This window comes from Mycolicibacterium novocastrense (genome assembly GCF_001570485.1).
Lineage (GTDB): Bacteria > Actinomycetota > Actinomycetes > Mycobacteriales > Mycobacteriaceae > Mycobacterium > Mycobacterium novocastrense.
Genome location: NZ_BCTA01000019.1, coordinates 15,247 through 40,387 on the forward strand (window position 1 = coordinate 15,247; position 25,141 = coordinate 40,387).

The 25,141-nt window shown below is 68.9% G+C and carries 26 protein-coding genes; 15 read left to right on the forward strand and 11 right to left on the reverse strand.

All coding sequences use genetic code 11. From position 1 onward, the window contains the following. Positions 1-6: 6 nt before the first annotated feature. Complete coding sequence (locus RMCN_RS05725) at positions 7-1,638, reverse strand: monocarboxylic acid transporter (RefSeq protein WP_067387788.1); 1,632 nt, start codon at positions 1,636-1,638, stop codon at positions 7-9. Beyond that, a complete protein-coding gene (locus RMCN_RS05730; RefSeq protein WP_064411892.1) occupies positions 1,635-1,985 on the reverse strand; it encodes a DUF485 domain-containing protein in 351 nt (116 codons plus the stop codon). Before RMCN_RS05730 ends, RMCN_RS05725 begins: the two co-directional genes overlap by 4 nt. Positions 1,986-2,096: 111 nt before the next feature. Here RMCN_RS05730 and RMCN_RS05735 point away from each other — a divergent pair, with 111 nt between their 5' ends. Then, positions 2,097-2,675 carry an HhH-GPD-type base excision DNA repair protein gene (locus RMCN_RS05735; protein WP_064411891.1) on the forward strand — a complete coding sequence of 193 codons (579 nt, stop codon included), beginning with the start codon at positions 2,097-2,099 and terminating at the stop codon, positions 2,673-2,675. Here the strand turns inward: RMCN_RS05735 and RMCN_RS05740 are convergent. Both RMCN_RS05740 and RMCN_RS05745 read right to left on the reverse strand, forming a co-directional pair. After that, a complete protein-coding gene (locus RMCN_RS05740; RefSeq protein WP_064348623.1) occupies positions 2,672-3,052 on the reverse strand; it encodes a recombinase family protein in 381 nt (126 codons plus the stop codon). The two genes, RMCN_RS05735 and RMCN_RS05740, sit on opposite strands and share 4 nt — an antisense overlap. Before the next feature lie 94 nt (positions 3,053-3,146). Next, positions 3,147-3,806, reverse strand: coding sequence for a nitroreductase family protein (locus RMCN_RS05745; RefSeq protein WP_067387789.1), 660 nt, complete (start codon positions 3,804-3,806; stop codon positions 3,147-3,149). Positions 3,807-3,853: 47 nt separating this feature from the next. Here RMCN_RS05745 and RMCN_RS05750 point away from each other — a divergent pair, with 47 nt between their 5' ends. Beyond that, positions 3,854-4,000, forward strand: a complete 147-nt coding sequence (locus tag RMCN_RS05750; protein WP_066808023.1) for a DUF1059 domain-containing protein — start codon at positions 3,854-3,856, stop codon at positions 3,998-4,000. Positions 4,001-4,163: 163 nt separating this feature from the next. Here the strand turns inward: RMCN_RS05750 and RMCN_RS05755 are convergent, their stop codons facing one another. Together RMCN_RS05755 and RMCN_RS05760 are read right to left on the reverse strand one after the other, a co-directional pair. After that, on the reverse strand, positions 4,164-5,198 hold the full coding sequence (locus RMCN_RS05755; RefSeq protein ID WP_067387790.1) for an Rv1157c family protein: 1,035 nt from the start codon (positions 5,196-5,198) through the stop codon (positions 4,164-4,166). Positions 5,199-5,264: 66 nt separating this feature from the next. Then, on the reverse strand, positions 5,265-5,837 hold the full coding sequence (locus tag RMCN_RS05760; RefSeq protein WP_067387791.1) for a hypothetical protein: 573 nt from the start codon (positions 5,835-5,837) through the stop codon (positions 5,265-5,267). Positions 5,838-6,014: 177 nt separating this feature from the next. On the opposite strand from RMCN_RS05760, the gene RMCN_RS05765 reads away from it, so the two are divergent. Further along, entirely contained in the window at positions 6,015-7,175 is a 1,161-nt protein-coding gene (locus tag RMCN_RS05765) for a mannosyltransferase (protein ID WP_110765763.1), read from the forward strand. Here RMCN_RS05765 and RMCN_RS05770 read toward each other — a convergent pair. Beyond that, positions 7,153-7,437, reverse strand: a complete 285-nt coding sequence (locus RMCN_RS05770; protein ID WP_064411886.1) for a 4a-hydroxytetrahydrobiopterin dehydratase — start codon at positions 7,435-7,437, stop codon at positions 7,153-7,155. The two genes, RMCN_RS05765 and RMCN_RS05770, sit on opposite strands and share 23 nt — an antisense overlap. Before the next feature lie 39 nt (positions 7,438-7,476). On the opposite strand from RMCN_RS05770, the gene RMCN_RS05775 reads away from it, so the two are divergent. Further along, positions 7,477-7,866 carry a (deoxy)nucleoside triphosphate pyrophosphohydrolase gene (locus RMCN_RS05775; RefSeq protein ID WP_064412286.1) on the forward strand — a complete coding sequence of 130 codons (390 nt, stop codon included), beginning with the start codon at positions 7,477-7,479 and terminating at the stop codon, positions 7,864-7,866. An 88-nt stretch (positions 7,867-7,954) separates the two neighbouring features. Further along, on the forward strand, positions 7,955-9,034 hold the full coding sequence (locus tag RMCN_RS05780) for a hypothetical protein (protein ID WP_067387825.1): 1,080 nt from the start codon (positions 7,955-7,957) through the stop codon (positions 9,032-9,034). A 16-nt stretch (positions 9,035-9,050) separates the two neighbouring features. Here RMCN_RS05780 and RMCN_RS05785 read toward each other — a convergent pair whose 3' ends face one another. Then, positions 9,051-9,218 (reverse strand): hypothetical protein, encoded by a 168-nt coding sequence (locus RMCN_RS05785; RefSeq protein ID WP_110765764.1) that lies wholly within the window; start codon positions 9,216-9,218, stop codon positions 9,051-9,053. A 124-nt stretch (positions 9,219-9,342) separates the two neighbouring features. On the opposite strand from RMCN_RS05785, the gene RMCN_RS05790 reads away from it, so the two are divergent. The 5 genes from RMCN_RS05790 to RMCN_RS05810 all read left to right on the forward strand — a co-directional run bounded on the left by RMCN_RS05790 (position 9,343) and on the right by RMCN_RS05810 (position 16,748). Then, positions 9,343-9,549: a hypothetical protein gene (locus RMCN_RS05790; RefSeq protein ID WP_067387792.1), complete on the forward strand. Its 207-nt coding sequence runs from the start codon at positions 9,343-9,345 to the stop codon at positions 9,547-9,549. Between the two features lie 95 nt (positions 9,550-9,644). After that, positions 9,645-9,905 carry a FeoA family protein gene (locus RMCN_RS05795; RefSeq protein ID WP_067387793.1) on the forward strand — a complete coding sequence of 87 codons (261 nt, stop codon included), beginning with the start codon at positions 9,645-9,647 and terminating at the stop codon, positions 9,903-9,905. Continuing rightward, entirely contained in the window at positions 9,902-11,845 is a 1,944-nt protein-coding gene (feoB, locus tag RMCN_RS05800) for a ferrous iron transporter B (protein ID WP_067387794.1), read from the forward strand. The genes RMCN_RS05795 and feoB overlap by 4 nt, the downstream gene beginning before the upstream one ends. Position 11,846: 1 nt before the next feature. Next, a complete protein-coding gene (locus tag RMCN_RS05805) occupies positions 11,847-12,383 on the forward strand; it encodes a NifU family protein (RefSeq protein WP_067387795.1) in 537 nt (178 codons plus the stop codon). 12 nt (positions 12,384-12,395) lie between these two features. After that, complete coding sequence (locus RMCN_RS05810) at positions 12,396-16,748, forward strand: cation-translocating P-type ATPase (protein WP_067387796.1); 4,353 nt, start codon at positions 12,396-12,398, stop codon at positions 16,746-16,748. On the opposite strand, the gene RMCN_RS31815 is transcribed toward RMCN_RS05810, so the two are convergent. Beyond that, the gene (locus tag RMCN_RS31815; RefSeq protein WP_263987710.1) at positions 16,703-16,831 is read right to left on the reverse strand and encodes an Rv1535 domain-containing protein; all 129 of its coding nucleotides are present in this window, start codon (positions 16,829-16,831) and stop codon (positions 16,703-16,705) included. The two genes, RMCN_RS05810 and RMCN_RS31815, sit on opposite strands and share 46 nt — an antisense overlap. A 48-nt stretch (positions 16,832-16,879) precedes the next feature. On the opposite strand from RMCN_RS31815, the gene RMCN_RS05815 reads away from it, so the two are divergent. The 3 genes from RMCN_RS05815 (at position 16,880) to RMCN_RS05825 (ending at position 21,121) form a co-directional block, all read left to right on the forward strand. Continuing rightward, the gene (locus RMCN_RS05815; RefSeq protein WP_234787587.1) at positions 16,880-17,230 is read left to right on the forward strand and encodes a hypothetical protein; all 351 of its coding nucleotides are present in this window, start codon (positions 16,880-16,882) and stop codon (positions 17,228-17,230) included. A gap of 76 nt (positions 17,231-17,306) precedes the next feature. Next, complete coding sequence (gene typA, locus RMCN_RS05820) at positions 17,307-19,208, forward strand: translational GTPase TypA (protein ID WP_067387797.1); 1,902 nt, start codon at positions 17,307-17,309, stop codon at positions 19,206-19,208. Positions 19,209-19,303: 95 nt separating this feature from the next. Continuing rightward, on the forward strand, positions 19,304-21,121 hold the full coding sequence (locus RMCN_RS05825) for an ABC transporter family substrate-binding protein (RefSeq protein WP_110765766.1): 1,818 nt from the start codon (positions 19,304-19,306) through the stop codon (positions 21,119-21,121). 4 nt (positions 21,122-21,125) lie between these two features. Here the strand turns inward: RMCN_RS05825 and RMCN_RS05830 are convergent, their stop codons facing one another. Continuing rightward, positions 21,126-22,352, reverse strand: coding sequence for a chloride channel protein (locus RMCN_RS05830; RefSeq protein WP_067387798.1), 1,227 nt, complete (start codon positions 22,350-22,352; stop codon positions 21,126-21,128). A gap of 39 nt (positions 22,353-22,391) precedes the next feature. Between RMCN_RS05830 and mshB the strand changes: the two genes are divergently transcribed. Then, positions 22,392-23,285 carry an N-acetyl-1-D-myo-inositol-2-amino-2-deoxy-alpha-D-glucopyranoside deacetylase gene (gene mshB / locus RMCN_RS05835; RefSeq protein WP_067387799.1) on the forward strand — a complete coding sequence of 298 codons (894 nt, stop codon included), beginning with the start codon at positions 22,392-22,394 and terminating at the stop codon, positions 23,283-23,285. A 116-nt stretch (positions 23,286-23,401) separates the two neighbouring features. After that, positions 23,402-23,833, forward strand: a complete 432-nt coding sequence (locus RMCN_RS05840) for a hypothetical protein (protein ID WP_409366037.1) — start codon at positions 23,402-23,404, stop codon at positions 23,831-23,833. Position 23,834: 1 nt separating this feature from the next. Here RMCN_RS05840 and RMCN_RS05845 read toward each other — a convergent pair whose 3' ends face one another. Continuing rightward, positions 23,835-25,034, reverse strand: a complete 1,200-nt coding sequence (locus RMCN_RS05845; protein ID WP_131808528.1) for a hypothetical protein — start codon at positions 25,032-25,034, stop codon at positions 23,835-23,837. Between the last annotated feature and the right edge of the window lie 107 nt (positions 25,035-25,141).

Sequence of the window (25,141 nt, forward strand, 5' to 3'; positions counted from 1 at the left end):
TTGAAGTCAGTGTGTGACGGCCTTCTCGGCGCCGACGCCGGTCAGCGAGCGAACCTCGAACTCGGCGTTGATGTCCGGATCGCCGCGGTCGGCTGAGGTCAGCGTGCCGAGGGCGCCGAGCAGGAAGGCCAGCGGGATCGACACGATGCCGGGATTCGCCAGCGGGAACCATGCGAAGTCGAGGCTGGGCAGCATCGCGGTCTTCGATCCCGACACGGCGGGGGAGAACACGATCAGCAGGATCGTCGAGATCAGACCGCCGTACATGCTCCACAACGCGCCCCGGGTGTTGAACCGCGGCCAGTACAGCGAGTACAAGATGGTCGGCAGGTTGGCCGCGGCGGCCACCGCGAACGCGAGGGCGACCAGGAACGCGATGTTCTGCTCGGCCGCCAGGACGCCCAGGCCGATCGCGAAGACGCCCAGCACCACGACCGTGATGCGCGATACCCGCACTTGTTCGTCTTCGCTCACCCGGTCGCTCTTGAGCACGCTGGCATAGATGTCGTGCGCGAAAGACGTTGCCGCGGTGATGGTCAGGCCCGCGACGACGGCGAGGATCGTCGCGAACGCGACCGCCGAGATGATGCCGAGCAGGACGACCCCGCCGAGTTCGAACGCCAGAAGCGGTGCGGCCGAATTCTGCCCGCCGGGGGCGGCCAGGATGGTGTCGGGCCCGACGAGCGCCGCGGCGCCGTAACCGAGCGCGAGGGTGAACAGGTAGAACGCGCCGATGAGCGCGATCGCCCAGACCACCGAGCGGCGCGCCTCCTTGGCGGTCGGCACCGTGTAGAAGCGCATCAGCACGTGCGGCAGGCCAGCGGTGCCGAGCACCAGCGCCAGCGCCAAGGAGATGAAGTTGATCTGCGATGTCAACGAGGCGCCGTACTGCGCGCCGGGGGCCAGGACGTCGCGCCCGGCGACCGCCTCGTTCGACGAGCCCGACACGGCCGACTGGGCCGCGCCGAGAATCTCGGAGAAGTTCGCACCGAACTTGGCGAGCACCCACACCGTCATCAGCGCCGTGCCGCCGATCAACAGCACGGCCTTGATGATCTGCACCCAGGTGGTGCCCTTCATGCCGCCGATCAGCACGTAGACGATCATCAGGACACCGACGACGGCGATCACGACGGCCTGGCCGAAATCGCTGGTGACGTTGAGCAACAGCGCGACCAGCCCGCCGGCGCCTGCCATCTGCGCCAGCAGGTAGAACAGGCACACGGCCAGAGTCGTGGTGGCCGCCGCCAGCCGCACCGGGCGCTGCTTGAGCCGGAAGCTCAGCACGTCGGCCATCGTGAATTTGCCTGCGTTTCGCAGTAATTCGGCCACCAACAACAGCGCGACGAGCCAGGCCACCAGGAAGCCGATGGAATAGAGGAAGCCGTCATAGCCGTAGACCGCGATCGCACCCGCGATGCCGAGGAAGCTGGCCGCCGACAGATAATCACCGGAGATCGCGATGCCGTTCTGCGGACCGGTGAACGACCGCCCGGCCGTGAAGAACTCGGCGGCGGTGGCATTCTTCTTGCTCGCGCGGATCACGATGTACAGCGTCACCGCAACGAACAGCCCGAAGATGCCGATGTTGGCGGCGGGGTTGCCGACGGTCTCGTCGACGGCCAGCAGGGTGCTCATGCCGCACCGCCTTCCAGCTTGGTGCGGATGGCTTCGGCCCGCGGGTCGAGCTCGCGGTTGGCGAAGCGTACGTACAGGCCGGTGATCACGAACGTGGAGACGAACTGGCCGATGCCGATCAGCAGGCCGACATTGATGTTGCCCCACACCTTGATCGCCATGAAGTCGTGGGCGAACGCGCCGAGTATCACGTAGGCGGCATACCAGATGAGAAACAGCGCACTCATCGGGAAGACAAAGCGCCGCAGCCGGCTCCGCAGTTCCTGGAACTCCGGGCTGGCCTGCACGGCCCGAAATTCTTCGCCGCTGACCGCGGTGTCCGAGGATGATCGTTGCGTCTCGGGCACGGGCGACTCCTGATCTAGATGTCGATGCGCGTGCGCAGCCGGGAGACGCGCGTCACGTTCAGCTGATTGCCAGGCAACTCTAAGCCCAAACCTCGGATCTAAACTGGCGTCGTGGCCAAACTGCAGCTTGTCCAAGACCCCGCGGCCGACGCGCTGCTGGAATCCAACCCGTTCGCATTGCTGACCGGGATGCTGCTCGATCAGCAGTACCCGATGGAGGCGGCGTTCGCAGGTCCGAAGAAGATCGCCGACCGCCTCGGTGGCTTCGATGTCCGCGAGATCGCCGATTACGATCCCGAGAAGTTCGTCGAGTTGTGTTCGAAAACCCCTGCCATTCATCGCTTTCCGGGTTCGATGGCCAAACGGGTACAGGCGCTCGCGCAGTTGATCGTCGATCGCTACGGCGGTGATGCGGCTGCGCTGTGGACCGAGGGCGACCCGGACGGCGCCGAGGTGCTGCGTCGGCTCAAGGCCCTGCCCGGGTTCGGTGAGCAGAAGGCGAAGATCTTTTTGGCCTTGCTCGGCAAGCAGTACGGGGTGACACCCGAAGGCTGGCGCAAGGCCGCCGGGGACTACGGCAAGCCCGGCTCGTACCGGTCGGTGGCCGACGTGGTCGACGCCGGTTCGCTGGAGAAGGTGCGATCGTTCAAGAAGCAGGCGAAGGCAGCCGCCAAGGCCGCCAAGGGTTAGACCGCGGCGTCCTCGGAGTCCAACCGGGCCAGGGTCTTGATGACGGCTGCGACGACGCGGCCGGTGGAGGTGCCGGTGTCGAGGCCCTCTTTGAGGGTGCGAAGCCGCAGACCCCGTTCGCAGAGTTCGGCGATGGTGCGGGTGACCTCGGTGCCGGTGCGGCCGAGTCGGTCCAGCGCGACGACGACGATCGTGTCACCGGAGCGTGCGTAGCTCAGCATGGCGTGTAGTCCCGCACCGATGCGGTCGGCGGAGTCGGAGAGCCGGTCGGTGAACACTCGCCGGGGGTCGACGCCTGCAGCGTTGAGCGCCGCGAGCTGACCCTCGAGGCCCTGCTCGGCGGCGCTTGCTGTGGCGTAGCCCAGCGTGCAGGTCACGTTCCGAAGGTCTCACGAAACTCAGAAGAGCGGAATCGACGACGCCATTTCGAGTCTGGTTGCCGACCGAACTGTTATCGGACGTCCACATGGGTCATGCGCCGAGGGGCTCGCCGTCGAAGCGCTCCCTGGTGGCGATCTCGGCGAGGGGCCTGCGGGTCAACTTCGTCAGTTGACGGACCGGCTTGCCGAGCGGTAGCAGCGCGGCCACGGCGTAGTTGTCCGGGATGCCCAGCAGCTCACGAACCCGCGGCTCTGCGGCGACAGCGGCCGTCGTGAGGACACCGCCGTACCCCTCGTTGCGGGCGGCCAGCAGGATGTTCCAGACGAACGGGTACACCGATGCCCCCGCGATCAGCCCCACACGGTCGAGGTGTTGATCGAACGCGGCCACGACGCCCAGATCGACGCAGACCACGAGCACCACTTCGGCGGTGCGCAGCGGTGACTGGTTCGGCAGGTTCACCGCCGCGATGGTCTGTTCGTCAACCCCGCAGGGATGCAACGGATTCCACGGGCTTTCGCCGTTGCGCAGCTGCGCGATGTAGCGCTTCGTCCCGGGTCGCGCGTACTCGATCAGCGCCTCGCGCGTCGCCGGATCGCGCACGACGACGACCCGGTTGCCCTGGCGGTTTCCGCCGCTCGGCGCGAAGCGGGCATTGTCGAGAATGCGCTCGAGGACGTCGTCGGGCAGCGGGTCACCGGTGTACTCGCGCACTGCGGCCGTCGTGCGCATGACGTCGTAGAGATCCATGGCTATATCTTGGGCCTGTCGGTGGCGACCTATGCGAAGGTGGGGATATGAAGACGCACCTGAACTGCCCGTGTGGCGAAGCGATTGTCGGTAAGGACGAGGAGGACCTGGTCGAGAAGGCCCAGGCGCACCTGTCCGAGTCGCATCCCGGCCGCGATTACGACCGGGACGCGATCCTCTTCATGGCCTACTGATCTGATTCCAGACCGACGCAATGGTCGATCGCGGGCGGGCGGAGCAGCCAAAGCGTCGGTTTGACGACCACTGATTGCGGCGAGCGATCGCGTTTGCACGCGCCGCCGCGGCGTGTCGCGGGGCAAACACGGTCACTCGCGCAGGGGGGGTGGTGACGGTCGGTTACGGAACGACCGTCGAGCCGATCGTCGGCATGAACTGGCACTGCCGCTCAGTGGTCGTGACCTGTCCGAAAATCGTCGACAGGATGCTGCCCGAGCCGGTGTCGGCGATTGCCGTCAGAGTGGTCGGCCCCTCGGGGTTGATATCCGACCGCGGCTTGAGCGTGGCGCTACCCGACTTGCCGGTGGTCAGGTTCACCCAGGTGACGTTGAGCGGCAACTTCTGCTCGGCAGCTGGACCCGGCGTGCCGACCGCGGTGAACACGTAGGCGGTCTGGCCCGGGCCGGGGCCCGGAGTCGGGATCTTCGCGGGCCCGGCCACCGAAATCGCCGTGGCGAGCACGGTTCCGCCGTCGCCGAGGCAGCCGTTGCTGATCGACGGGTACATGAAGTCCTGCGTGGGCGGGGCGTCCGGGCCGAAGGCGGGACCGGGCGCGGCGGCAGGAGCCGGTGCGGGAGCCGGACCCGGCGCCGGGGCGGCCTCGGGTGCGGGTGCTGGCGCCGGGGCGGCCTCGGGAGCCGGTGCGGGTGCTGGTGCCGGGGCGGCCTCGGGTGCGGGTGCGCCAGCAACAGCGACCGGCGCGGCCTCGGGTGCCGGAGCGGGAGCGGCCGCCGGTGCGGGAGGCGCGTCCGCTGCCAGCGCCGCGTCGGGTACGGGTCCCACGGCGTGAGCCGGGTTGATCCCTGCAGGCAGGTGCGCCTGCTCACCCGGCACCGCACCGGGCGCGGGGTTGTGCGCGACGAACTGGTTGACCGCCGACGCGACATTTCGCGCCTCGGTGGGGGCGACCGCGTCACCGGCGAACACCGCGGCCGCGGCCATCAGCGTCGACGCGGCATTCGTCGGATCAGCGGCGGCCTGCTGGATCGCCGGGCTGATGCCCTGGACCGCCGTCAGGCCGGGCGCTTGCAGCCCGTCGATCGGCGCCGGCGGCGCGGGTTCGGCGACGGCCACACCGGTCACGCCGCTGACGAGCAGCGTGGCCGATGAGCCGATCGCAAGGGCGACGGTGGCGAACATCCTTCGAGCTGACATGGCTCCCTCAGAACGTGGTTGTAGTGGTCGTGTCTGCCAGTGCGTGTTTCGGCGTCGCCCCGTGGATCACGGAAGAGCCGACAGCGGCACCAGCAGCGGCGCCATACCCGCGCCGGGAAGTGCCGGCGCAGCGGCCGGTGCTGCGGCGGCCGGGGCCGCGGCGGCCGGTGCTGCGGCCGACGGCGTGGCCGCCTGTGCCGCGGCGGGCAGTAGGCCGGTCAACGGCGTCCCCTCGGGCAGCAGTGAGGCCAGCCCGGTCGGCAGGTTGGACAGCAGGTTGGCCGGGTTGGCCGGTGCGGCTGCAGGCGTCGCTGCGGGTGCCGCCGGTGCTGCGGGCATACCGGGCAGCGACGACGGCGGCTGCGGAAGGGTGACCGTCGCGGTCGCCGACGGCGGCGTCGCGGCGGGGGCGGCCGGGGTCTGAGCCGTGTTCAGCAGCGATGTGAAGCCCTGCATGAGCTGCGTCGCCGCGGCGGGGTTCGACGCCAACTGCTGGATGAGCGGCAAGCCCGGCACGCTGGGCGCGGGCGCCGGCGCCGCAGGCTGGGCGGTGGCGGTGGCGCTCAGCGCCAGCGCGGCCGAGACCGCTCCCGCAGCGGCGATCATGGTGGTCGCGAACAGTTTTCCGGTGCTGTGCATGGTTCTCCCAATCAGTTGTGTGGCACGCCTTGGGCCGAAGCTACGGAGTTACTGGTGTGACTCAAGTGACACGTGTGGCAGTGATTCAACCGTTACGCAAGCGAGGGGTTTCGGTGACCGGCCGATAGAGTCGGGCGGATAGACACCTCGACAAGCGCAGCCCCGTCAACGTCGCGGATGGCCGCCCGACTGGCCGCTGCGGCGCCGGTGCTGTTGATGGTCAGCATCGCGGCGCGACTCGCGTGGACCTATCTGGTGCCCAACGGTGCGAACTTCGTCGACCTGCACGTGTACGTCGGAGGTGCGTGCACCCTGGACCAACCCGGCGCACTCTATGACTACGTCTACGCCGAGCAGACGCCGGACTTCCCGCTGCCGTTCACCTATCCGCCGTTCGCGGCCGTGGTGTTCTATCCGCTTCACCTGCTGCCGTTCGGCCTCGTGGCGTTGTTGTGGCAACTCGGGATCGTCGCCGCCCTCTACGGCGTGGTGCGCATCAGCCAGCGCCTTCTGGGTTCCGGCGATCGGCGTGTGGCGATGCTGTGGACGGCCGTCGGCATCTGGCTCGAACCGCTCCGCAGCACCTTCGACTACGGGCAGATCAATGTGGTGCTCGTGCTGGGCGTCCTGTACGCGGTGTACAGCACGCGGTGGTGGTTGTCCGGCCTGCTGATCGGCGTCGCGGCCGGGCTGAAGCTGACGCCCGCGGTCTCCGGGTTGTACTTCCTGGGTGCGCGACGGTGGGGGGTGGTGGCGTTCTCCGCGGTGGTCTTCCTTGCGACCGTGGGGCTTTCGGCGTTGGTGGTCGGCGACGAGACGCGGCGCTACTTCACCGAACTGCTCGGTGACGCCAACCGTGTCGGTCCTGTCGGCACATCGTTCAACCAGTCGTGGCGCGGCGGCATATCCCGGATCCTCGGACACGACGCGGGTTACGGGCCCGCGGTGGTCGCGGGCATCGCGGTGACGGCAGTGCTGGCGGTCCTGGCGTGGCGGGCGATCGGCGGGGCCTCCGACCGGCTGGGGGGGATCGTCGTGGTGCAGCTGTTCGGCCTGCTGCTGTCTCCGATCTCGTGGACACATCACTGGGTGTGGCTGATCCCGTTGATGATCTGGTTGCTGCACGGGCCGCTGAGCGCCCGGCGGGGCGCACGGATATTGGGCTGGGGGTGGCTCATCCTGACCCTGATCGGGGTCCCCTGGCTGCTGAGCTTCGCGCAGCCCACGATCTGGGTGATCCCGCGACCGTGGTATCTGGCGTGGGCCGGGTTGATCTACATCGTCGCCACGCTGGCCACGCTGGCCTGGATCGCCTCTACTGGCCGACGATCTCGTTGATGTCCTTTGCCATTTCGACATCCTTGTCGGTGATGCCGCCCTCGGAGTGCGTCACCAACGCGAAAGTCACTGTCCGCCAGCGGATATCGATATCGGGATGGTGATCCTTGTTCTCCGCGTGCTCGCCGACCCGGCGAACGGCGTCGATGCCGTCGAGAAACGCCGGGAACTTGATCGAGCGGCGCAGGGCGCCGTCGGCGCGTTCCCAGCCGGGCAGATCGGGCAGTGCGGCGTCCACTTGTTCGTCCGTTAACACAGCCATGTCCTCGACCGTATACCGTCAGCCGCAGTGTCGAACCAGATGTCGAACCAGATCGTCGTCGCCGGTGCCCTCATCAACGAGGCCTCGCTGCTCGTCGCGCAGCGCGACCGGCCCGCAGAACTGGCGGGGCTGTGGGAACTGCCAGGCGGCAAGGTGGCCGCCGGTGAGACCGACCAAGCTGCACTGGCCCGCGAACTGCACGAGGAGCTGGGCGTCCTGGTCGACGTCGGTGCGCGGATCGGCGACGACGTCGCACTCACACCCACCATGGTTCTGCGGGCCTACCGCGTCACGCAGACCGGCGGGACCCTGCACCCCAACGACCACCGCGCCCTGCGCTGGATCGGCGTCGGCGAACTCGACGAGCTGGCGTGGGTGCCCGCCGACCGAGCATGGCTGCCCGCGCTGAGGCGAGAACTCGGCGGTTGACCGTTCGAAGCGAGGGCCCGCGACCGAACGGGACAGGGTTTTCCGATCGGCCGACCGGCGGGCGGTGCTCGCAATATTCTTGCCGTTCATGCGCGTGCTGCGGTTCATCTGGCGAGGAGTGCTCGCCTTTGACCGGATCGGTTCGCGCATCCCGCAACTCGTGCAGATGTGGCTCGTCGAATTCTTCTTCGCCATCCCGCTGACCTTCTTCATCGCCAAGATCATCGACATCCGCGGTGCGTTCGGCGTGCCGGGCACCGGTGAAGCCATGCCGGGCGTGTTCTGGGGTGCGCTGGTCGTGTCGATGGTCTGTGGATTCTTCTTCTTTCGCAGCCTGGTCAAGCCCCGGGTGAAGCAGGGATCGTGGACACCAATGGTGCGCGCCGACGTCGGAGACGTCACCGTGTTCGGCGGAAACCGCGCGTGGCGCGTCGAATACCAGTACCTGACAAGCCATCCGTCGTATTCACTGTTGCTTCTTCTGACCGCGCCCATCCCCGCCGTCATGGTCCTCATGACGATCAATCACGGCGACAGCACCTTCTACTGGCGCGTCGCGGGCATCGTCGGGCTCTGCGTGTTGGCGCTGATGGCGTTGGCGAGAGTGCTCAGTTGGTACGTCTTCCGCATCGGCCGGCGCGAGATTGGGGATCATGCTGCCGCGCAGGGGGTTTCGGAGCGCAAGCTCGGTTGGGAGATGGCGTGGAAGCCGCTGATCATGCTGATCGTGATGGTCTATGCGATCGTCGCGATTCCGCTCGCGTACATGTGGTGGGACGAACTGCGCACCATCGACAAGTTGCCCGTGGTGACCGTGGCGGACAGCGCCGACGCGGTCGGACAGTACCGGCGGGTCGAAGGCGACGTGACCGGTGAGCCGGTCTACTGGGCGCCGCGAGGGGCTGGCCGTGGCGGCAACAACTTCGCGGGAGCCGGTGTGCTGGTTGAACTTTCGTCCGGCGGGGAAGCGCTGCTGCTGGCCGAGTCGCTGTCGGTGCCCGACTTCGTCGGAGTGATGAAGGACGTGCGCGACCGCGAGATCCACACGCACGGCCGGGTGACCGACGAGATCACCGAAACACAGCGCGAGTACTACGGCTTCGACGAGAGCAGCTTTCCCGTCCCGCCACCCGATGGCCGGGTGATGGTGCTGCTGTCGTATCCCTGAAACTCCGATCGCGCGGTCAGCGTCGCCGTGCCCGCTTCATGACCTTCACAAGATCCTTGCCGCGGATGCCGTTGCGCTCTGCCTTGCGGACCTGGTGAACGACGACCGGGCAACGCTTGCAGCGCGGCTTGCTGCGGCAGCACTTCTTCTTCGGTTTGAGGTCGGCGAGCTTACTGGGCTTCACGTGACCTCTGGCTCCACTTCCGACGGCAAACGGGTGTGATACACCGCGACGTCGCCATCGTGGCACATCCGCCGACGTGCCTGATCAGGCGCCTGCGCCGAAAGCGACCGTAGTATCGACGGCTATGACCGACGAGCACCCCAGCGACCCGCAACCCAGGCGCCGGGGCCGTGCGGGCACCGTGGTGGCGGCATCCGTCGTCGGGTTGGCCGTCGCGGCGCTGCTCGTATTGGTGGCGGTAGTGGTCGTCGGCCGCGTGGACGGGCCCGGCGACACCCCGCCGGCCTACAACGTGCACCCGTCGTTCTCGGAGACCACGACCGGTCCTTGATCAGCACTTTCACGGCGAAGTCTCGAGTTTGTGTTTAGGATTGGCTAACTTATGGTGGCCTGCTCGCGGGCGCAAAGCTGAAGGCGGAGTGTGCGATGACCGTAGCGACCAGGCGCACCCTGGCCGACCTGCCCTCGGGCCGAACGGCTGAGATCATCGCACTCAGCGCGCAGGCCCCGCCCGACGTGGCACAGCGTTTGCGCCACCTCGGTTTTCGGTCCGGAACCACCGTGTCGAAGCTGCGGACCGCACCACTGGGCGACCCCTCGGTGTACCGGCTGCTCGGATACGAGACGGCGCTGCGCAGACACGAGGCCGCCTACATCGAGGTGTCCGAAGAGTCACCACGCTCATGACGACCGCCTGTCATCAGGGCGGCGGCTCCGTCGCCACCGACCCCGACCAGGTCCGCATCGCCCTTGTCGGCAGCCCCAACGCCGGTAAGACGAGCGTCTTCAATCAGCTCACCGGCCTGCGGGCCCGCACCGGCAACTATCCCGGCGTCACGGTCTCGCGTTACGTGGGTACGGGGCGGTTCGCCTGTGAAGAGCACGGCGTGCACAAGTACACCGTCGAAGACCTTCCCGGCGCCTACAGCCTGCACCCCGTCAGCCCGGACGAGCAGGTGGTCGCCGACCTGCTGGCCGGAAAGCTCGACGGGGTCACCCCGCCCGACGCGTTGGCCGTCGTGGTCGATGTGACCGTTCTCGAACGGTCGCTGTCGCTGGTGGCGCAGGTGTTGACTCTGGACCGCCCGACCATGGTCATCCTCACCATGACCGACGAGATGGCCGCCCGCGGCGGATACCTCGACATCGATCGGTTCGCCGCCGCGCTGGGCGTACCGGTCGTCGGTGTCATCGGCAGCCGCGGTAAAGGTTTCGAACCGTTGCGGGCCCTGCTGGCCTCACCGCAGAGTTGGCCGCGCATCCCCGTTCCTCCGCCGCGTGACGACGCGGAGTTCAACAGCTGGATCGCATCGCTTCTGGAGGCCGGACGCTACCGCCTGCCCGAACCCGACCGCCGCAGCGCACGCATCGACCGGGTGCTGCTTCATCCGGTGTTCGGGTCGCTGACGTTCGTCGCGGTCATGTTCCTGCTGTTTCAGGTGATCTTCACTTTCGCCGCACCGCTGCAGGACCTCATCGAACAGTTCTTCGGCTGGCTCGGCCCCGCGGTCGGCGACAGCATCCCCAACGCCACGCTGTCGGGGCTCTTCAGCGGCGGCATCGTCGGCGGCGTCGGCGCGGTGCTGGTCTTCATTCCGCAAATCGTGCTGCTGTTCTTGTTGATAGCGCTGTTGGAGAACATCGGTTACATGGCCAGGGCCGCGTTTCTGGTCGACCGCATCATGGCCACCACGGGGCTGGAGGGGCGCGCGTTCGTCGCGATGTTGTCGTCGGTGGCGTGCGCGGTGCCCGGGATCATGGCCACCCGCACGCTGCCGTCCTCGCGCGACCGGATCGCCACCACGATGGCGGCGCCGCTGATGACGTGTTCGGCGCGCCTTCCGGTCTACATCCTGTTGATCGGACTGCTCGTCGACTCCGAGGCTCGCGTCGGCCCGCTCTCGGTGCAGGGCCTGGTCATGTTCGGGCTCTACCTGTTGGGCGGCGCGTCGGCGATGTTCACCGCGTGGCTGTTCAAGTCGGTGCTCCTCGGCGGGGACATGCTGCCCTTCTACATGGAGATGCCGCCCTACCGCTTCCCGTCGGCCAAGTCGGTCGCGTTGGCGATGTGGGACTCGGCAAAAGCCTTCCTGCGCAAGGCCGGAACGATCATCCTCGCCACATCCATCCTGTTGTGGTTCCTGCTGAACCTGCCGCCGCGCACGGGCGAGGTCGCGGGCATGGACGCCTCGGCCGCGGCGGCACACGTGGTCGAGAACTCCTATGCGGCGGCGCTGGGCAAGTTCATCGAGCCGCTGTTCGCACCGCTGGGCTTCGACTGGCGCATCTGCGTCGGGTTGATCGGAGCGTTGGCCGCACGCGAGGTGTTCGTCGCGACCATGGGGCAGATCTTCGCCGCCGGCGATCCGGAGAGCCCTCTCGACGCGGTCCAGACGGCGGTCTACACGTCCGGGCCACACCAGGGTGAGCTGCTGTTCACCGCGCCGACCACGGTCTCGCTGCTGGTGTTCTTCGTCTACGCGTTGTTGTGCATGTCCACAGTTGCCACCATCCGTCGTGAGACGAACTCGTGGAGGTGGCCGGTGGTGGCCTGGGGGTACATGTTCGCCCTGGCGTGGGTGGCCGCGTTCATCGCGTTCCACGTCGCCAACTGGCTGACCGGCTGACATGTCGACCGCCAAGCTTCACCCCGAAGCCACCCCTGACCCGCGTCTGCTGCGATGGATCACCCCGGGTCGTGAAGTGCGCGCCGATTGCCCCGAGTTGGCCGACCTGGTCGCCGACGGCACCCTGCAACGGGTGCAGACTTCGCCCGGTGAGGTCCAAACCCTGCTGAGCGACGACCGCTCCTGGTCGGTCGACGGCCCGCGGGTTCGCTCGGCCCTGTTCGCGGCGTTGGCCTCGCCCGACGCCGAAGCGCCGATCTCGCCCGAGGAGATGCGCCGCCGGATCGAGCAGATCATCGACCGCGAGGTGGCACCGGTGGCCGGGTCGCATGGTGGCAGCATCACTGTCGAATCGGTGATCGACGGCGTGGTCACGGTCGACTTCGGCGGTGCCTGTGCGGGATGCACGCTGCGGGGGCGCACACTGCAGGATCTCCTCGGCAAAGCCGTGCAAGCGCGGTATCCGCAGATCCGCGCGGTGCGCGAGGCGCCGAAGCGGCGGGTGTGGTTGAGCTTTGCCCGGAACGGCAGACGGTAGGAAGGCGCTGATATGGGGCTGCTGGGGCTGCAGATCCGAGCCGTTCAGGCCGTTGCCGGCGTCGCCGCCGCCGGCGTGGCCGGTGCCGAGGCCGTCCTGCGAACCACCGCGGCCGTCGTGCTCGAGGCGGCAGGCGGTCGGCCGGCGCGTCGCAGTACCTCCGCCGGCGAGAGCCACTGGATCGAGGTGCGCGGGCTCGACGGCGACGACGGCCGGCGCGTCGGCGCCGAGGTGGTGACCGCACTCGCGTCGGCTCCCGGTGTCGACACCGCGACCCTGAACGTCGCCACCTCCCGTGTCGTGGTGACCGTGCGTCCCGGCGGCCCGGACGGCGCGCAGTTGTGTCGCATCGTCGATGCCGCCGAGGCCGGCGTCCGCTCCGACACCCGGGCTGCGCCGGCGTCGCTTCCCGGCGACGACGCACTGCTGGCGGGCAGGCTCATCGCCGCCGCCGTCGCCGCGGCGGGGGTGGGGCCGGCCGCGCTGGCAGCCGCGCTACGGCTCGGCGGGCTCACCCGGCCGCTGTCGGTTCCGGTGGTCTGGGCCGAGCATGTGCCGCGGGTGCGGGGGCAGATCGAACGGCATCTCGGCCGCGACGGGACCGACCTGGCGATCGCGGTCGTCGGCACCGGAACCGCTGTGCTGAGCGCGTCACCGGCGGCGGTGCTCAATCAGGCGATCACCCGCGCCATGCTGGCCGCCGAGGCGATCAACGGCCGGAGCAGATGGCGGCGGCTCGAAGCGGCTCTCACCGAACAGGCGATCAAATCCGCCGGGGCGTCCGGCGACATCCCGCGCCGCATCGACGAGCCCGCTCACGGGGTCGGCGAGCGCTACGCGGACCGGGCCGCCACCGTCGGATTGGGAGCGTCGGCCGTTGTCGGCTTGGCCGCGCGCAGTGTCCGTGCGGCCGGCGACACCGCGATCGTGGCGACGGCGCGGCCGGTGCGCAGCGTCAAGGAGTCTTTCGCGTGTGCGCTGAGCCGCGGCCTGGCCGCCCGTCACGAAGCCCTGGTGCTGCGCCCGGCAGCGCTTCGCCGACTCGACCAGATCGACACCGTGGTGATCGACCCGCGGGTGCTCTACACCGAGGAGCTGACCGTGACCCGCGTCCGCGGTGTCGAACCGGCGCGCCGCGCGGAGGCGTGGGAGGCGGCCCGCACCGCCCTCGTCGACGGCGGGTTGGCGCTCGGCTGGCACCGGCTGTCCGGTATCGCGGCTGCCGGCGACGAAACCGAGGCTGCGGAGGCGTTGGTCAGCGCCATCCGCGACCCGCTGGCCGCCGCGGTGGTCACCGAGGCACGCCGGGCCGGCGTCCAGGTGGTGTCGCTCGACGATGAGGGGCTGCGCTCGCTGGGCCAGGGCTTCGACGAGCTGCTGCCCGCGGCCGGAACGGTCGATGATGCGCTCGCCGAAGCCGTTGCGGCGCAACGGAACCGCGGCGCGCGGGTGATGCTGGTGACGACGGGTTCCGGACCCGCCGCTGCGGCCGCCGACGTCACCGTCGGGCTGTGGCGAAACGGCGCGTCGCCGCCGTGGGCGGCCGACGTGCTGCTGTCCGACCTCGCCGGTGTGTGGCGCATGCTGCATGCGCTGCCTGCCGCGCGGCACGCCGCCGCCAAGGGCGTCGAAGCCTCCGCCAGTTCGTCGGTGCTCGGTGCACTGATGCTGATGCCCGACGTGGTGGGCAACGGGCCGGCGGCGGGGAATCTCGCCGCGCTCGCGGCGCTGTGGACCGGTTACCGGATCGGCGACGGTGTGTTGGGCGAGCCGCTGCCGCACCCCGAGCCCGGCCACGAATGGCACGCGCTGCCCGTCGAGGAGGTGCGGCGACTGTTGCAGCGCCCGCAGCGCGCCGCCGCAACGTCGGATGTCCAGACCGCCGACGCTGCGCTCGGACCGCTACAACCGATCGCGACCGCGGCGACGCGAGCGTGGCGACAGGTCACCGATCTGCTCGACGCCATGCGCGAGGACCTGGCCGATCCGATGACCCCGTTCCTGGCCACCGGGGCCGCCGCGAGCGCGCTGTTGGGATCGCCGTTGGATGCGGCGTTGGTGGCCGGTGTGCTGCTGCTGAACACCGCGATATCCGCACAACAGTCGCTGCACGCCGAACGCGTGCTCGATCGGCTGTTGGCCGTGCAGGATCCGCTGGCGCGGCGGCTCATCGGCTCGACGTCCGAGGAACGATACGAGGACGTGCCCGCCGGTGCCCTGCTCCCGGGCGACCTGATCCGCGTCAAATCCGGTGAGGTCGTGCCTGCCGATGCCCGCGTGATCGCAGCCGATGCCGCCGAGGCCGACGAATCGGCGCTCACCGGCGAATCACTACCGGTCGCCAAGACCAGCGAGCCCACGCCCGGCGCCCCCCTCGCCGAGCGGGCCAGCATGCTCTACGCGGGCACCACGCTGCTCGCCGGCCGCGTGACCGCCGTCGTGACGGCGGTTGGTGCCAGTACCCAGATGAACCGGGTGGCCGCGATGAGCGGGCGCAAGACCCGCCAGGTGGGTCTGCAGGCCCAACTCGCGCACATCACCGGGCGCGCGTTGCCGTGGAGCCTCACCGGCGGCGCGGCCGTCGGGTTGCTCAGTTTGCTTCGCCGCACCCCGCTGCGGGACGCGGCATCCGGAGCCGTCGCGGTCGCGGTGGCCGCCGTTCCCGAAGGGTTGCCGCTGGTGGCCACGCTCGCGCAGCTGGCGGCCGCGCGTGAGCTGACGGACTCCTCGGTACTGATCCGCAATCCACGGGCCGTCGAGGCATTCGCCCGGCTCGACGTCGTGTGTTTCGACAAGACCGGCACGCTCAGCCAGAACCGGCTCCAGGTGAAATCCGTGCGACCGCTGGCCGGGGTCGAGGAGACGCAGGTACTCGCCGCGGCGGTGCACACGGTGCGCCCGACCACCAGCGAGCACTCCGACCACGCCACCGACGACGCCGTGCGCCTTGCCGCCGCCGAATGCGACGTCTTCCCCGGTGGCACCGACGCGCGTGTGCCGTTCCAATCCGATCGGCCCTTCGCGGGCGCGCTGATCGGTAACCGGGTCTCGGTCAAGGGTGCTCCCGAGGCCGTGATGGCGGCGCTGGCCGGGTCGCGCGACGAGCTGAGCGCGTTGATCGACGAGATGACCGCCGCCGGTCTTCGGGTGCTGGCCGTCGGCGAGCGCGAACTCACCCCCGAACAGGCCGCCGCCGCCGCATCCGACGCGGTGTTGCTGGCCGAATTGTGCGGCTCTGGGCTCACCCCATTGGGCGCCATCGGGATCGCCGACACGCCGCGGCCGGGTGCGCGTCCGCTGCTGGAGGCGCTGCAGTCGCGCGACATCGGCGTCCGCCTGATCACCGGCGACCACCCGGTGACCGCCGCGGTGGTGGCCAACGATCTCGGCCTGACCGTCGGCACGGACGCGGTCCTCACCGGTCCGGAGTGGGAGTCGCTCACCACCGAGGCCCGGATCGAGGCGGTACGCAACCACCGCGTGTTCGCGCGGATGGCGCCCGAACACAAGGTTCAGGTGGTCCAGGCGCTGGAGGCCGCCGACCTGGTGACGGCGATGGTCGGTGACGGCGCCAACGACGCGGGCGCGATCCGCGCGGCCACCGTCGGGGTGGGCGTCGTCTCGGCAGGAAGCGACCCGGCGCGAACGGCGGCCGACGTGATGCTGCTCGGCGGTGACATCGGCGCATTCGTCGACGCGCTCGACGAGGGCGACGAGTTGTGGCAGCGGGTGCGGTCCGCGGTGTCGATGTTGGTGGGCCACAACATCGGTGAGCTCAGCTTCGCCTTGCTCACCACGTTGGTGACGGGCCGCCCAGCGCTCAACGCGCGTCAGATCCTGCTCATCAACATGCTCACCGACGCGTTGCCCGCCGCCGCGCTGGCCGTCAGCCCGCAGACCGGCGAAGCGATATCCGGGCGGGACGAGGCCGAGCTGTGGCGGGCGATCTGGATCCGGGGTGCGTCGACGGCAACGGGTGGAACGCTGGCCTGGACGTTCGGACGATTCACCGGAACGCCGCGCCGGGCGGCGACCATGGGCCTGATCGGGCTGGTGCTGACCCAGATGGGCCAGACGGTCACCGACTCGCGTGGGCGCCTGGTGGTGCTGACGAACGTCGGAACGCTGGCCGCGATGGCCGCGATTATCAGCACCCCGGGGATCAGCCAGGTCTTCGGATGCACACCGGTCGGACCGTTCGGGTGGGCGCAGGCCGCGAGCGCCGCCGCGATCGCGGGCGCGTTACCGAGGGTCGCCCCGGGTCTGGCCGACAGGGCGGTGGCGGCCGTGCAGTCGCTGCCGGGTGTACTGGAGAAGGCTCAGTCGTCGATGGTGAGCACCCCGACGCGCACGAGCAGCGCGTAGATTTCGCGCAGCGGAGGCGTCAGCAGGCGGGCGCCGGTGTCGATCAGGGTGCCGGGCCCGATGGAGCGCGCGAAGTCAGACATGAAGGGAAGGCTAACCAATCTTGATCGGAATGTCAGTGGTTCACGCCGATGGAGGGCGAGATGTGGGATGCGGCACGGTCGTTCGTAGCTGAGCACCGCGATGTGTCGAAGCTGGTGGAGGAGGCCGAGCGGTTCTCGATCCGGCTTCCTGTCATCGGTCGGGTCGGCGTACCGCGCCCGGATCAGCTCGCCTTCTACGGTGCGTTGGGTTTGTTGGCTGCCATCGAGGTGATCGATTGGCCGGTGGCGCTGCTGCTCGGTGCCGGACATGCGGTGGCCGTGCGGCACCTCAACGGCGAGAGCGCCGAGGGCAGCGACGGCGCATCCGACGCAACGGCAGAAGGGACGAAAGACAGCCCTGCGCAGGGCTTTTCGGTACCGGCGCCCACTGCGCGCTGACGGCCGCTCGCCGGGCGTCACGTGACGGACGTCTCTCGTTTTCGCGATTGGCCGACCGCACTGGGATGATTCTGAAGTGAATTCGCGGCCTGATTTCAGAAACGTCGCCATCGTGGCGCATGTCGACCATGGGAAGACGACCCTGGTCGACGCCATGCTGCGTCAGTCGGGCGCGCTCACACACCGCGGGGACGACGCCACCGAACGCATCATGGACTCCGGTGACCTGGAGCGGGAAAAGGGCATCACGATCCTCGCCAAGAACACCGCCGTGCACCGCCACCACGCCGACGGCAGCGTGACCGTCATCAACGTGATCGACACTCCCGGACACGCCGACTTCGGCGGCGAGGTCGAGCGCGGGCTGTCCATGGTCGACGGTGTGCTGCTGCTGGTCGACGCGTCCGAGGGGCCGCTGCCGCAGACCCGCTTCGTCCTGCGCAAGGCGCTGGCCGCCCACCTGCCGGTCATCCTCGTCGTGAACAAGACCGACCGCCCGGACGCCCGCATCAGCGAGGTCGTCTCCGACAGCCACGACCTGCTGCTCGACGTGGCGTCCGATCTCGACGAGGAAGCACAGAAGGCCGCCGAGGAGGCGCTCGGTCTGCCGACGCTGTACGCGTCCGGCCGGGCCGGCATCGCCAGCACCACCGAGCCCGCCAACGGCGAGAACCCGGACGGCACCAACCTCGACCCGCTGTTCGACGTCCTCATGGAGCACATCCCGCCGCCCAGCGGCGACCCCGAAGCGCCACTGCAGGCCCTGGTCACCAACCTCGACGCCTCGGCGTTCCTGGGGCGCCTGGCGCTGATCCGCATCTACAACGGCAAGCTGCGCAAGGGACAGCAGGTCGCCTGGATGCGCGAGGTCGACGGCGTACCCGTCGTCACCAACGCCAAGATCACCGAACTGCTGGCCACCGTCGGCGTCGAACGTAATCCGACCGACGAGGCCATCGCCGGTGACATCGTCGCCGTCGCCGGCATGCCCGAGATCATGATCGGCGACACCCTCGCCGACCCGGACCACGCGCACGCGCTGCCGCGCATCAGCGTCGACGAGCCGGCCATCTCGGTCACCATCGGCACCAACACCTCACCGCTGGCGGGCAAGGTGTCGGGCCACAAGCTCACCGCGCGGATGGTGCGCAACCGACTGGACTCCGAACTGGTCGGCAACGTGTCGATCAAGGTCGTCGACATCGGCAGGCCCGACGCGTGGGAGGTGCAGGGCCGAGGCGAGCTGGCGCTGGCCGTGCTCGTCGAGCAGATGCGCCGTGAGGGTTTCGAGCTGACCGTCGGCAAGCCGCAGGTGGTCACCCGCACCATCGACGGCAAGCTGCACGAGCCGTACGAGGCGATGACCATCGACTGCCCCGAGGAGTTCGTCGGCGCGATCACGCAGCTGATGGCCGCGCGCAAGGGCCGCATGGAGGACATGACCAACCACGCCGCGGGCTGGGTGCGGATGGACTTCATCGTGCCGAGCCGCGGACTCATCGGTTTCCGCACCGACTTTTTGACCATCACCCGCGGCACCGGCATCGCCAACGCCGTCTTCGACGGCTACCGGCCGTGGGCGGGGGAGATCCGCGCCCGGCACAGCGGTTCGCTGGTGTCCGATCGCAGCGGTCAGATCACGCCGTTCGCGATGATCCAGCTCGCCGACCGCGGCCAGTTCTTCGTCGAGCCCGGCCAGGACACCTATGAAGGTCAGGTCGTCGGCATCAATCCGCGCGCCGAGGATCTCGACGTCAACGTCACCCGGGAGAAGAAGCTCACCAACATGCGCAGCTCGACGGCCGACGTCATCGAAACTTTGGCCCGGCCGCTCGAACTGACCCTGGAACAGGCCATGGAGTTCTGCGCCGAGGACGAATGCGTCGAGGTCACCCCCGAGGTCGTCCGCGTGCGCAAGGTGGAGCTGAACGCGAGCCTGCGCGCCAGGGCCAAGGCCCGCGCGAAGGCCCGGGGCTGAAACCGGCGCCCGCCGATCGCGCGGGCGCATCCACGCTGCCCGATACCCTGTCAGTCGTGCCCGGCCCCCGACGCGTCATCGCCACGTTGTCCGCGATGGTGACACTTGTGGCCGCGTGCACCGTCAGCCCGCCGCCCGCGCCGCAGAGCACCGACACAATGCAGCAGCCGCCGCCTCCTCCGTTGAAGGCGACGCAGATCATCATGGCGATCGATTGGATCGGCCCGGGTTTCAATCCGCATCTGCTGTCGGATCAGTCGCCGGTGAACGCGGCGATCAGCTCGCTGGTGCTGCCGAGTTCCTTCCGGCCCATCGCCGATCCGAAGACCCCGACCGGCTCGCGCTGGGAACTCGACACCACGCTGTTGGACTCGGCAGAGGTGACGAGCCAGGACCCGTTCACCGTCACCTACAAGATCCGCCCCGAGGCGTCGTGGACCGACAACGCTCCCATCGCCGCCGACGACTACTGGTATCTGTGGCAGCAGATGGTCAGCCAGCCCGGGGTCGTCGACCCGGCGGGCTACGACCTGATCACCGGCGTGCAGTCGGTCGAAGGCGGCAAGACCGCGGTCGTGACGTTCTCTCAGCCGTATCCGGCGTGGCGCGAGCTGTTCAACGACATCCTCCCGGCCCACATCGTCAAGGACGTGCCGGGCGGATTCGCCGCGGGCCTGGCGCGGGCCCTGCCGGTGACGGGCGGTCAGTTCCGCGTCGAGAACATCGATCCCCAGCGCGACGAGATCCTGCTGGCCCGCAACGACCGGTATTGGGGGCCTCCGGCGAAGCCCGATCAGGTGTTGTTCCGGCGGGGTGGTGACTCGGCGGCGCTGGCCGATTCGATCCGCAACGGCGACACGCAGGTCGCCCAGGTGCACGGCGGGTCGGCCGTGTTCGCCCAACTCTCGGCGATCCCCGATGTGCGCACCGCGCGGATCGTGACGCCGCGCGTGATGCGGTTGAGTCTGCGGGCCCAGCAGCCCGCGCTGCGGGATTCGCAAGTGCGCAAGGCGATCCTGGGGTTGCTCGACGTCGATCTTCTCGCCGCAGTGGGCGCAGGTGACGACAACACGGTGACGTTGGCACAGGCTCAGGTGCGCTCGCCGTCGGATCCCGGGTACGTCCCCACGGCACCGCCCGCGATGGCCAAGGAGGACGCCCTCGGGTTGCTGGCCGACGCGGGGTACGAGCTGGAACCGGTCGTGACCAGTGCGCCGCCCACCCCCGGGAACCCACCGCCGGACGGCGACCGCGGACGCATCACCAAGGACGGCGAGCCGTTGACGTTGGTGATCGGGGTGGCGGCCAACGACCCGACGTCGGTGGCCGTGGCCAACACCGCGGCCGACCAACTGCGCAACGTCGGCATCGCGGCATCGGTGTCAGCACTCGACCCAGTCGTGCTGTACGACGATGCGTTGCCCAACAACCGGGTCGACGCGGTGGTGGGCTGGAATCAGGCGGGCGGGGATCTGGCCACCTCGCTCGCGTCGCGCTATGGCTGCCGGGCGCTGGAGGCGACGCCGGTGGCGACGGCCCAACCGGGCCCCAGGACGACGGCTGCCGCCACCCCGACGCCGGGTACGACGCGGCCCACCCCCACCGCGACGACACCGAGCCCGCAACCCGACCCCGAACCCGACGAACTGGTCCAGGCGCCCAGCAACATCACCGGGATCTGTGATCGCAGCATTCAGCCGAAGATCGACGCCGCGCTCGACGGCACCGAAGACATCGCCGACGTCATCACGGCCGTCGAACCGCGCCTGTGGAACATGGCGACGGTGCTGCCGATCCTGCAGGACACCACGATCGTGGCGTCCGGGCCCAGTGTCCAGAACGTCAGCCTGTCCGGGGCGGTGCCCGTCGGCATCGTCGGCGACGCCGGCCAATGGGTGAAGACCAAGCAGTAGCGGCTCAACCAGCGAGCCGCTTGTCTCGCAGCCTGCGCAGGCCGTGTGACGCGAACGCCGCGATCGCGAACACCACCAGGAGCCAGTACGGCGGATGTGCGAGCTCCCACACGAACAACGCCGCGAAGGCCGGCGCCCGCTGGGTGATCGCCAGCACGCCTGCCGCGCACGTCAGCGACAAGGCCGAGACGGCGATGTCGGTGCCCGCCCACTGATTCAGCGCCAACGCGACGAGCGACCCGGCGGCCGCACCCGTCGCCAACGCGGGAGTGATCAGGCCACCGACCGCGCCTGCGCGCAGGAACACCGCGGTGAGAAGCGGCTTCAGTAGCAGGATCATGGCGGCCGCGCCGAGGGTGAGCCCGCTGTTGACGCTGACCGTGAGGATGCTTCTGCCGTTGCCCGGCAATTCGGGCCACCAGATCGAACACACGCCCGTCAGCAGGCCGGCCCCGGCGATCGCGGGGATCAGCGTCCATGAGCGCATCTGGATCCGCGGACGGGCGGCGGTCATGACGCGGTCGAACGCCAGGCCGACAGCGGCGGCCAGCGGCGAGATGGCCACGGCCAGGAACGCGAACAGCGGCGACAACTCGAAATCGGGCCACGTCAACGGATGCTCGAGATGGGTGACCGGAGCCGCCACCGCCACGGCGAGGCTCGACGTGATCAGCGCCGCCCCGACCGCGCGCGGATGCCAGGTCCTGAGCAGGATGCTCGCGGTGAAAAGAGCTCCGCCCAACGGCACGCTGTACACCGCGCCCAGCCCGGCGCCCGCGGCACAGGAGAGCAGGATCTCGCGATCGCGGGCCGTCAGAGCAAGGCGCGTGGTCCCGAAATCGCCCAGGGCAGCGGCGATTTGGCGGGGTGCACTCTCGCGCCCCAGCGATGCGCCCGACCCGACGAGCACCACCTGAAGTGTGGCGTCAATGCACAACGGCAGACGGGGCAGTCTGCGAGGTTCGCTGATCGCCGAGGACAGTGACGGGATCTCGGTGTGCCGCCGCAACAGCCACCATCCGCAACCGGCCAGCGCCCCGCCGATCATCGGGCCTGCGGCGCGCCGGATGGCGCTGCTTCCGCCGACAGCGGTCAGCAGGGTGCCGAACGAGTAGTGGTAGGTGAGGTGTTCGACGCCGTGTAGCAGCAGCGTCGTGGCTGCACCCGCGACGCCTGCCAGCAGGCCGATGATGACGATCGCGCAACCGAACTCCACGGTGCGCCGGGACACCTCGTGAATGTATGCCAGCCGGCAGGCAAGCTGGTGCGAATGGAACGCGATGCTGTTGACACCGGTGCGCGGCTGTTGTTCGTGCACGCCCATCCCGACGACGAGACGCTGACCACCGGCGCCACGATCGCCCACTATGTCGCCCGCGGTGCGCGGGTGCGCGTGGTGACGTGCACGCTCGGCGAGGAGGGTGAGGTGATCGGCGAGCGGTGGGCGCACCTGGCCGTGGACGAGGCCGATCAGCTCGGCGGGTACCGCATCGGCGAGCTGACCGCGGCCCTGAACGCCCTGGGCATCGACGAACCGGAGTACCTCGGCGGGGCCGGGCGCTGGCGCGACTCGGGGATGGCGGGCACTCCGCGGCGCCACCATCAGAGGTTCATCGACGCCGATCCCGCCGAGTCGGTCGGCGCGCTGGTCGAGGTCATCCGCGAACTGCGCCCGCACGTCGTGGTCACCTACGACCCGCAGGGTGGTTACGGGCATCCCGACCACATCCACACGCACGAGGTGACGATGGCCGCCGTGGCGGCCGCCGAAGGTACGGACTTTCCGGGTGAACCGTGGACGGTGCCGAAGGTCTACTGGGCGGTGGTGTCCAAGGACGCGATCGCCGAGGGGCTCGCGGGAATCGACGACGCACCCGCCCAGTGGACCCGGGTGACCGCGGACGAGGTGCCGTTCGGCTATCCCGACGACGAGATCGACGCGGTGATCGACGACCCCGCACAGTTGGGTGCCAAGGTCGCGGCGATGCGCGCGCACGCCACGCAGATCAGCGTCGCGCCGGACGGCCGCTCGTTTGCGCTGTCCAACAACATCGCGTTACCGATCGGCGCGGCTGAGCACTACATCCTGGCAGCGGGAACGGCCGGTGAACGCGATGCTCGAGGATGGGAAATCGACCTACTCGCCGGACTGGACCTTCATTAGCGGCGCCTGCAAGGAGTAAGCTCGCCCGCAGTCGGCGGCGCGACGAAGGGACGGCACATGGACCCAGATCTGGATCCCAACCTGCAGCACTGGCAGGACCGGTTCGACAGCCTGCAGTGGGTGATCGGTTCCCTGACCGGCATGCTGGACAGCATCCCGACCTGAGCTCTCTCACTTCTGCCACCACGCCTCGAAGCGTGGCGGTCCTGACGTTGCTGGCCATCGACGGCGTGCTCTGCGCCATCGCTTCGGCCATGTTCCTTCCGCTCCGCCTGGGGTCCACCCCGTTTCCGATCAGCGCGCTGATCGCCGGCCTGGTCAACGCCGCGCTGGTGTGGGCCGCGCTGCACTGGACCTCGTCGCCGCGGATCGCGGCCCTCCCGTTGTGGACCTGGTTGGTGACGGTCGCGCTGATGACGCTGGGTGGGCCGGGAGACGATCTGATCTTCGGCGGGGCTGGCGTGATGGAGTACGCGGCCTTGTTGCTCATCGTGCTCGGCACGCTGCCGCCCGCGGCGGTGCTGCGGGCGGCCGTGAAGAAGACCTGAGCTACGTCGTGCCGGCCGAGTCTTGATTCGAATCGGCCTGCGGGTTCGGATCGTCGCCTGCGTCATTCGAGGACGGCGCCTGCGTCGATGGCGCCTGGGGTGACAGCTCCTCGAGGTCATTTGCCGGATCCGGGGGAAGCGACCCGTCAGGCTTCTGCTCATTCGATGCGCCGGTTGGTGTGGCGATCGCCGACGCGCGGACCTCACCCTGCGCCTGAACGGTTGCGGCGCCCGTTGTCACGGTGACCGTGGTGTCCGTCGTGGTGGTGGTCGTCAACTCCTTCTCACCATCGAGCCCATCATCGAGTTCGAGTTCGCGTTCGGCCCCCTCGATGAGTCCGTCCGCGTTCGGCTCGAATTCGAGCTTTTCGGTCCCCGGCACCTGTTCGATCTGCGCCCCGTCGATATCGGAGAGTTCGCCGACGACCTCACCCTCGAATTCGCTGACGCCCTGTTGGACGATGCCCTGACGCTGGGTGAGCGTCTCGTCGACTTCCGTGGCGCCGTCGTCGAGGTCGCCCTCTGTTTCCGCGCGCAGGGTCGATTCGTTCAGCGCGGAAAGCTGGATCCCGGCTTCGGCGGCCTCGGCCGCGAACGGGCCGATGGGCGGGATCGGCGGGAGGGGCGGGAGCCAGAAGGCCAGCTGGTCGTTGGCGAGGAAAATGAACGAATTGATGGTGTCGACCGCAACGCGGACCAGCCCATCCCAGAAGCTGATGTTCCCGCCGAGCCAGTCGGCGATGTTGAACGTGATGCTGCGAACGATGCGTTCGCCGAAGTTGTAGAAGATCTCGATCTGCGGGGCGAGCCAGCCGACGTAGGGGATCCAGCCGACGGCGTATGCGGCCACGTCGAAGCCCCATTCCACCCACGGTTCGATTGCGTTGTAGACGTTCTTGATCGCGCTGTCGATCGAATTGCCGCCGACGACGTCCGGGAAATCGGGAGCAGGGAACGACGCGCCGGCACTCGGCGGGACAACGATTCGTTCCAGCCACCAGATCAGCAACTCGGGCAGCTCGAGAGCCGGGACTGAGGGCCCGGTTCGTATCGCCATCGGCGCGGGTTGCACGGACGCCACCAGTCGGACGGTGGCCGCCGGTTCGGGCGGCGGAGCGGGGCGTACGGGGGCGATCACGAGAGCGCTCACCGCCAGGGTGACCACGGCCATCGTCAACATCGAGTGGGCAGAGCGCTTCATTTCGTCCTCCAAAGCCCCGACCTACAGCAAGCTACGCCGATATTTGCTCACGCGTAATCAAATGGCGACGCGAGTTTGCTGCCGTCCGCCGATCCGACGGCAGCGTG

Bases quoted from the DNA above. Each gene is read 5' to 3' on its own strand.
- RMCN_RS05760 (WP_067387791.1), bottom strand. From the start codon at position 5,837: ATGCACAGCACCGGAAAACTGTTCGCGACCACCATGATCGCCGCTGCG.
- RMCN_RS05845 (WP_131808528.1), bottom strand. From the start codon at position 25,034: ATGAAGCGCTCTGCCCACTCGATGTTGACGATGGCCGTGGTCACCCTG.
- RMCN_RS05750 (WP_066808023.1), top strand. From the start codon at position 3,854: ATGAAGACGCACCTGAACTGCCCGTGTGGCGAAGCGATTGTCGGTAAG.
- RMCN_RS05725 (WP_067387788.1), bottom strand. From the start codon at position 1,638: ATGAGCACCCTGCTGGCCGTCGACGAGACCGTCGGCAACCCCGCCGCC.
- RMCN_RS05790 (WP_067387792.1), top strand. From the start codon at position 9,343: ATGACCGACGAGCACCCCAGCGACCCGCAACCCAGGCGCCGGGGCCGT.
- RMCN_RS05775 (WP_064412286.1), top strand. From the start codon at position 7,477: ATGTCGAACCAGATCGTCGTCGCCGGTGCCCTCATCAACGAGGCCTCG.
- RMCN_RS05745 (WP_067387789.1), bottom strand. From the start codon at position 3,806: ATGGATCTCTACGACGTCATGCGCACGACGGCCGCAGTGCGCGAGTAC.
- RMCN_RS05810 (WP_067387796.1), top strand. From the start codon at position 12,396: ATGGGGCTGCTGGGGCTGCAGATCCGAGCCGTTCAGGCCGTTGCCGGC.
- RMCN_RS05770 (WP_064411886.1), bottom strand. From the start codon at position 7,437: ATGGCTGTGTTAACGGACGAACAAGTGGACGCCGCACTGCCCGATCTG.
- RMCN_RS05765 (WP_110765763.1), top strand. From the start codon at position 6,015: ATGGCCGCCCGACTGGCCGCTGCGGCGCCGGTGCTGTTGATGGTCAGC.
- mshB (WP_067387799.1), top strand. From the start codon at position 22,392: ATGGAACGCGATGCTGTTGACACCGGTGCGCGGCTGTTGTTCGTGCAC.
- RMCN_RS05825 (WP_110765766.1), top strand. From the start codon at position 19,304: ATGGTGACACTTGTGGCCGCGTGCACCGTCAGCCCGCCGCCCGCGCCG.
- RMCN_RS31815 (WP_263987710.1), bottom strand. From the start codon at position 16,831: ATGTCTGACTTCGCGCGCTCCATCGGGCCCGGCACCCTGATCGACACC.
- RMCN_RS05805 (WP_067387795.1), top strand. From the start codon at position 11,847: ATGTCGACCGCCAAGCTTCACCCCGAAGCCACCCCTGACCCGCGTCTG.
- RMCN_RS05795 (WP_067387793.1), top strand. From the start codon at position 9,645: ATGACCGTAGCGACCAGGCGCACCCTGGCCGACCTGCCCTCGGGCCGA.
- RMCN_RS05755 (WP_067387790.1), bottom strand. From the start codon at position 5,198: ATGTCAGCTCGAAGGATGTTCGCCACCGTCGCCCTTGCGATCGGCTCA.
- RMCN_RS05780 (WP_067387825.1), top strand. From the start codon at position 7,955: ATGCGCGTGCTGCGGTTCATCTGGCGAGGAGTGCTCGCCTTTGACCGG.
- RMCN_RS05815 (WP_234787587.1), top strand. From the start codon at position 16,880: ATGGAGGGCGAGATGTGGGATGCGGCACGGTCGTTCGTAGCTGAGCAC.
- feoB (WP_067387794.1), top strand. From the start codon at position 9,902: ATGACGACCGCCTGTCATCAGGGCGGCGGCTCCGTCGCCACCGACCCC.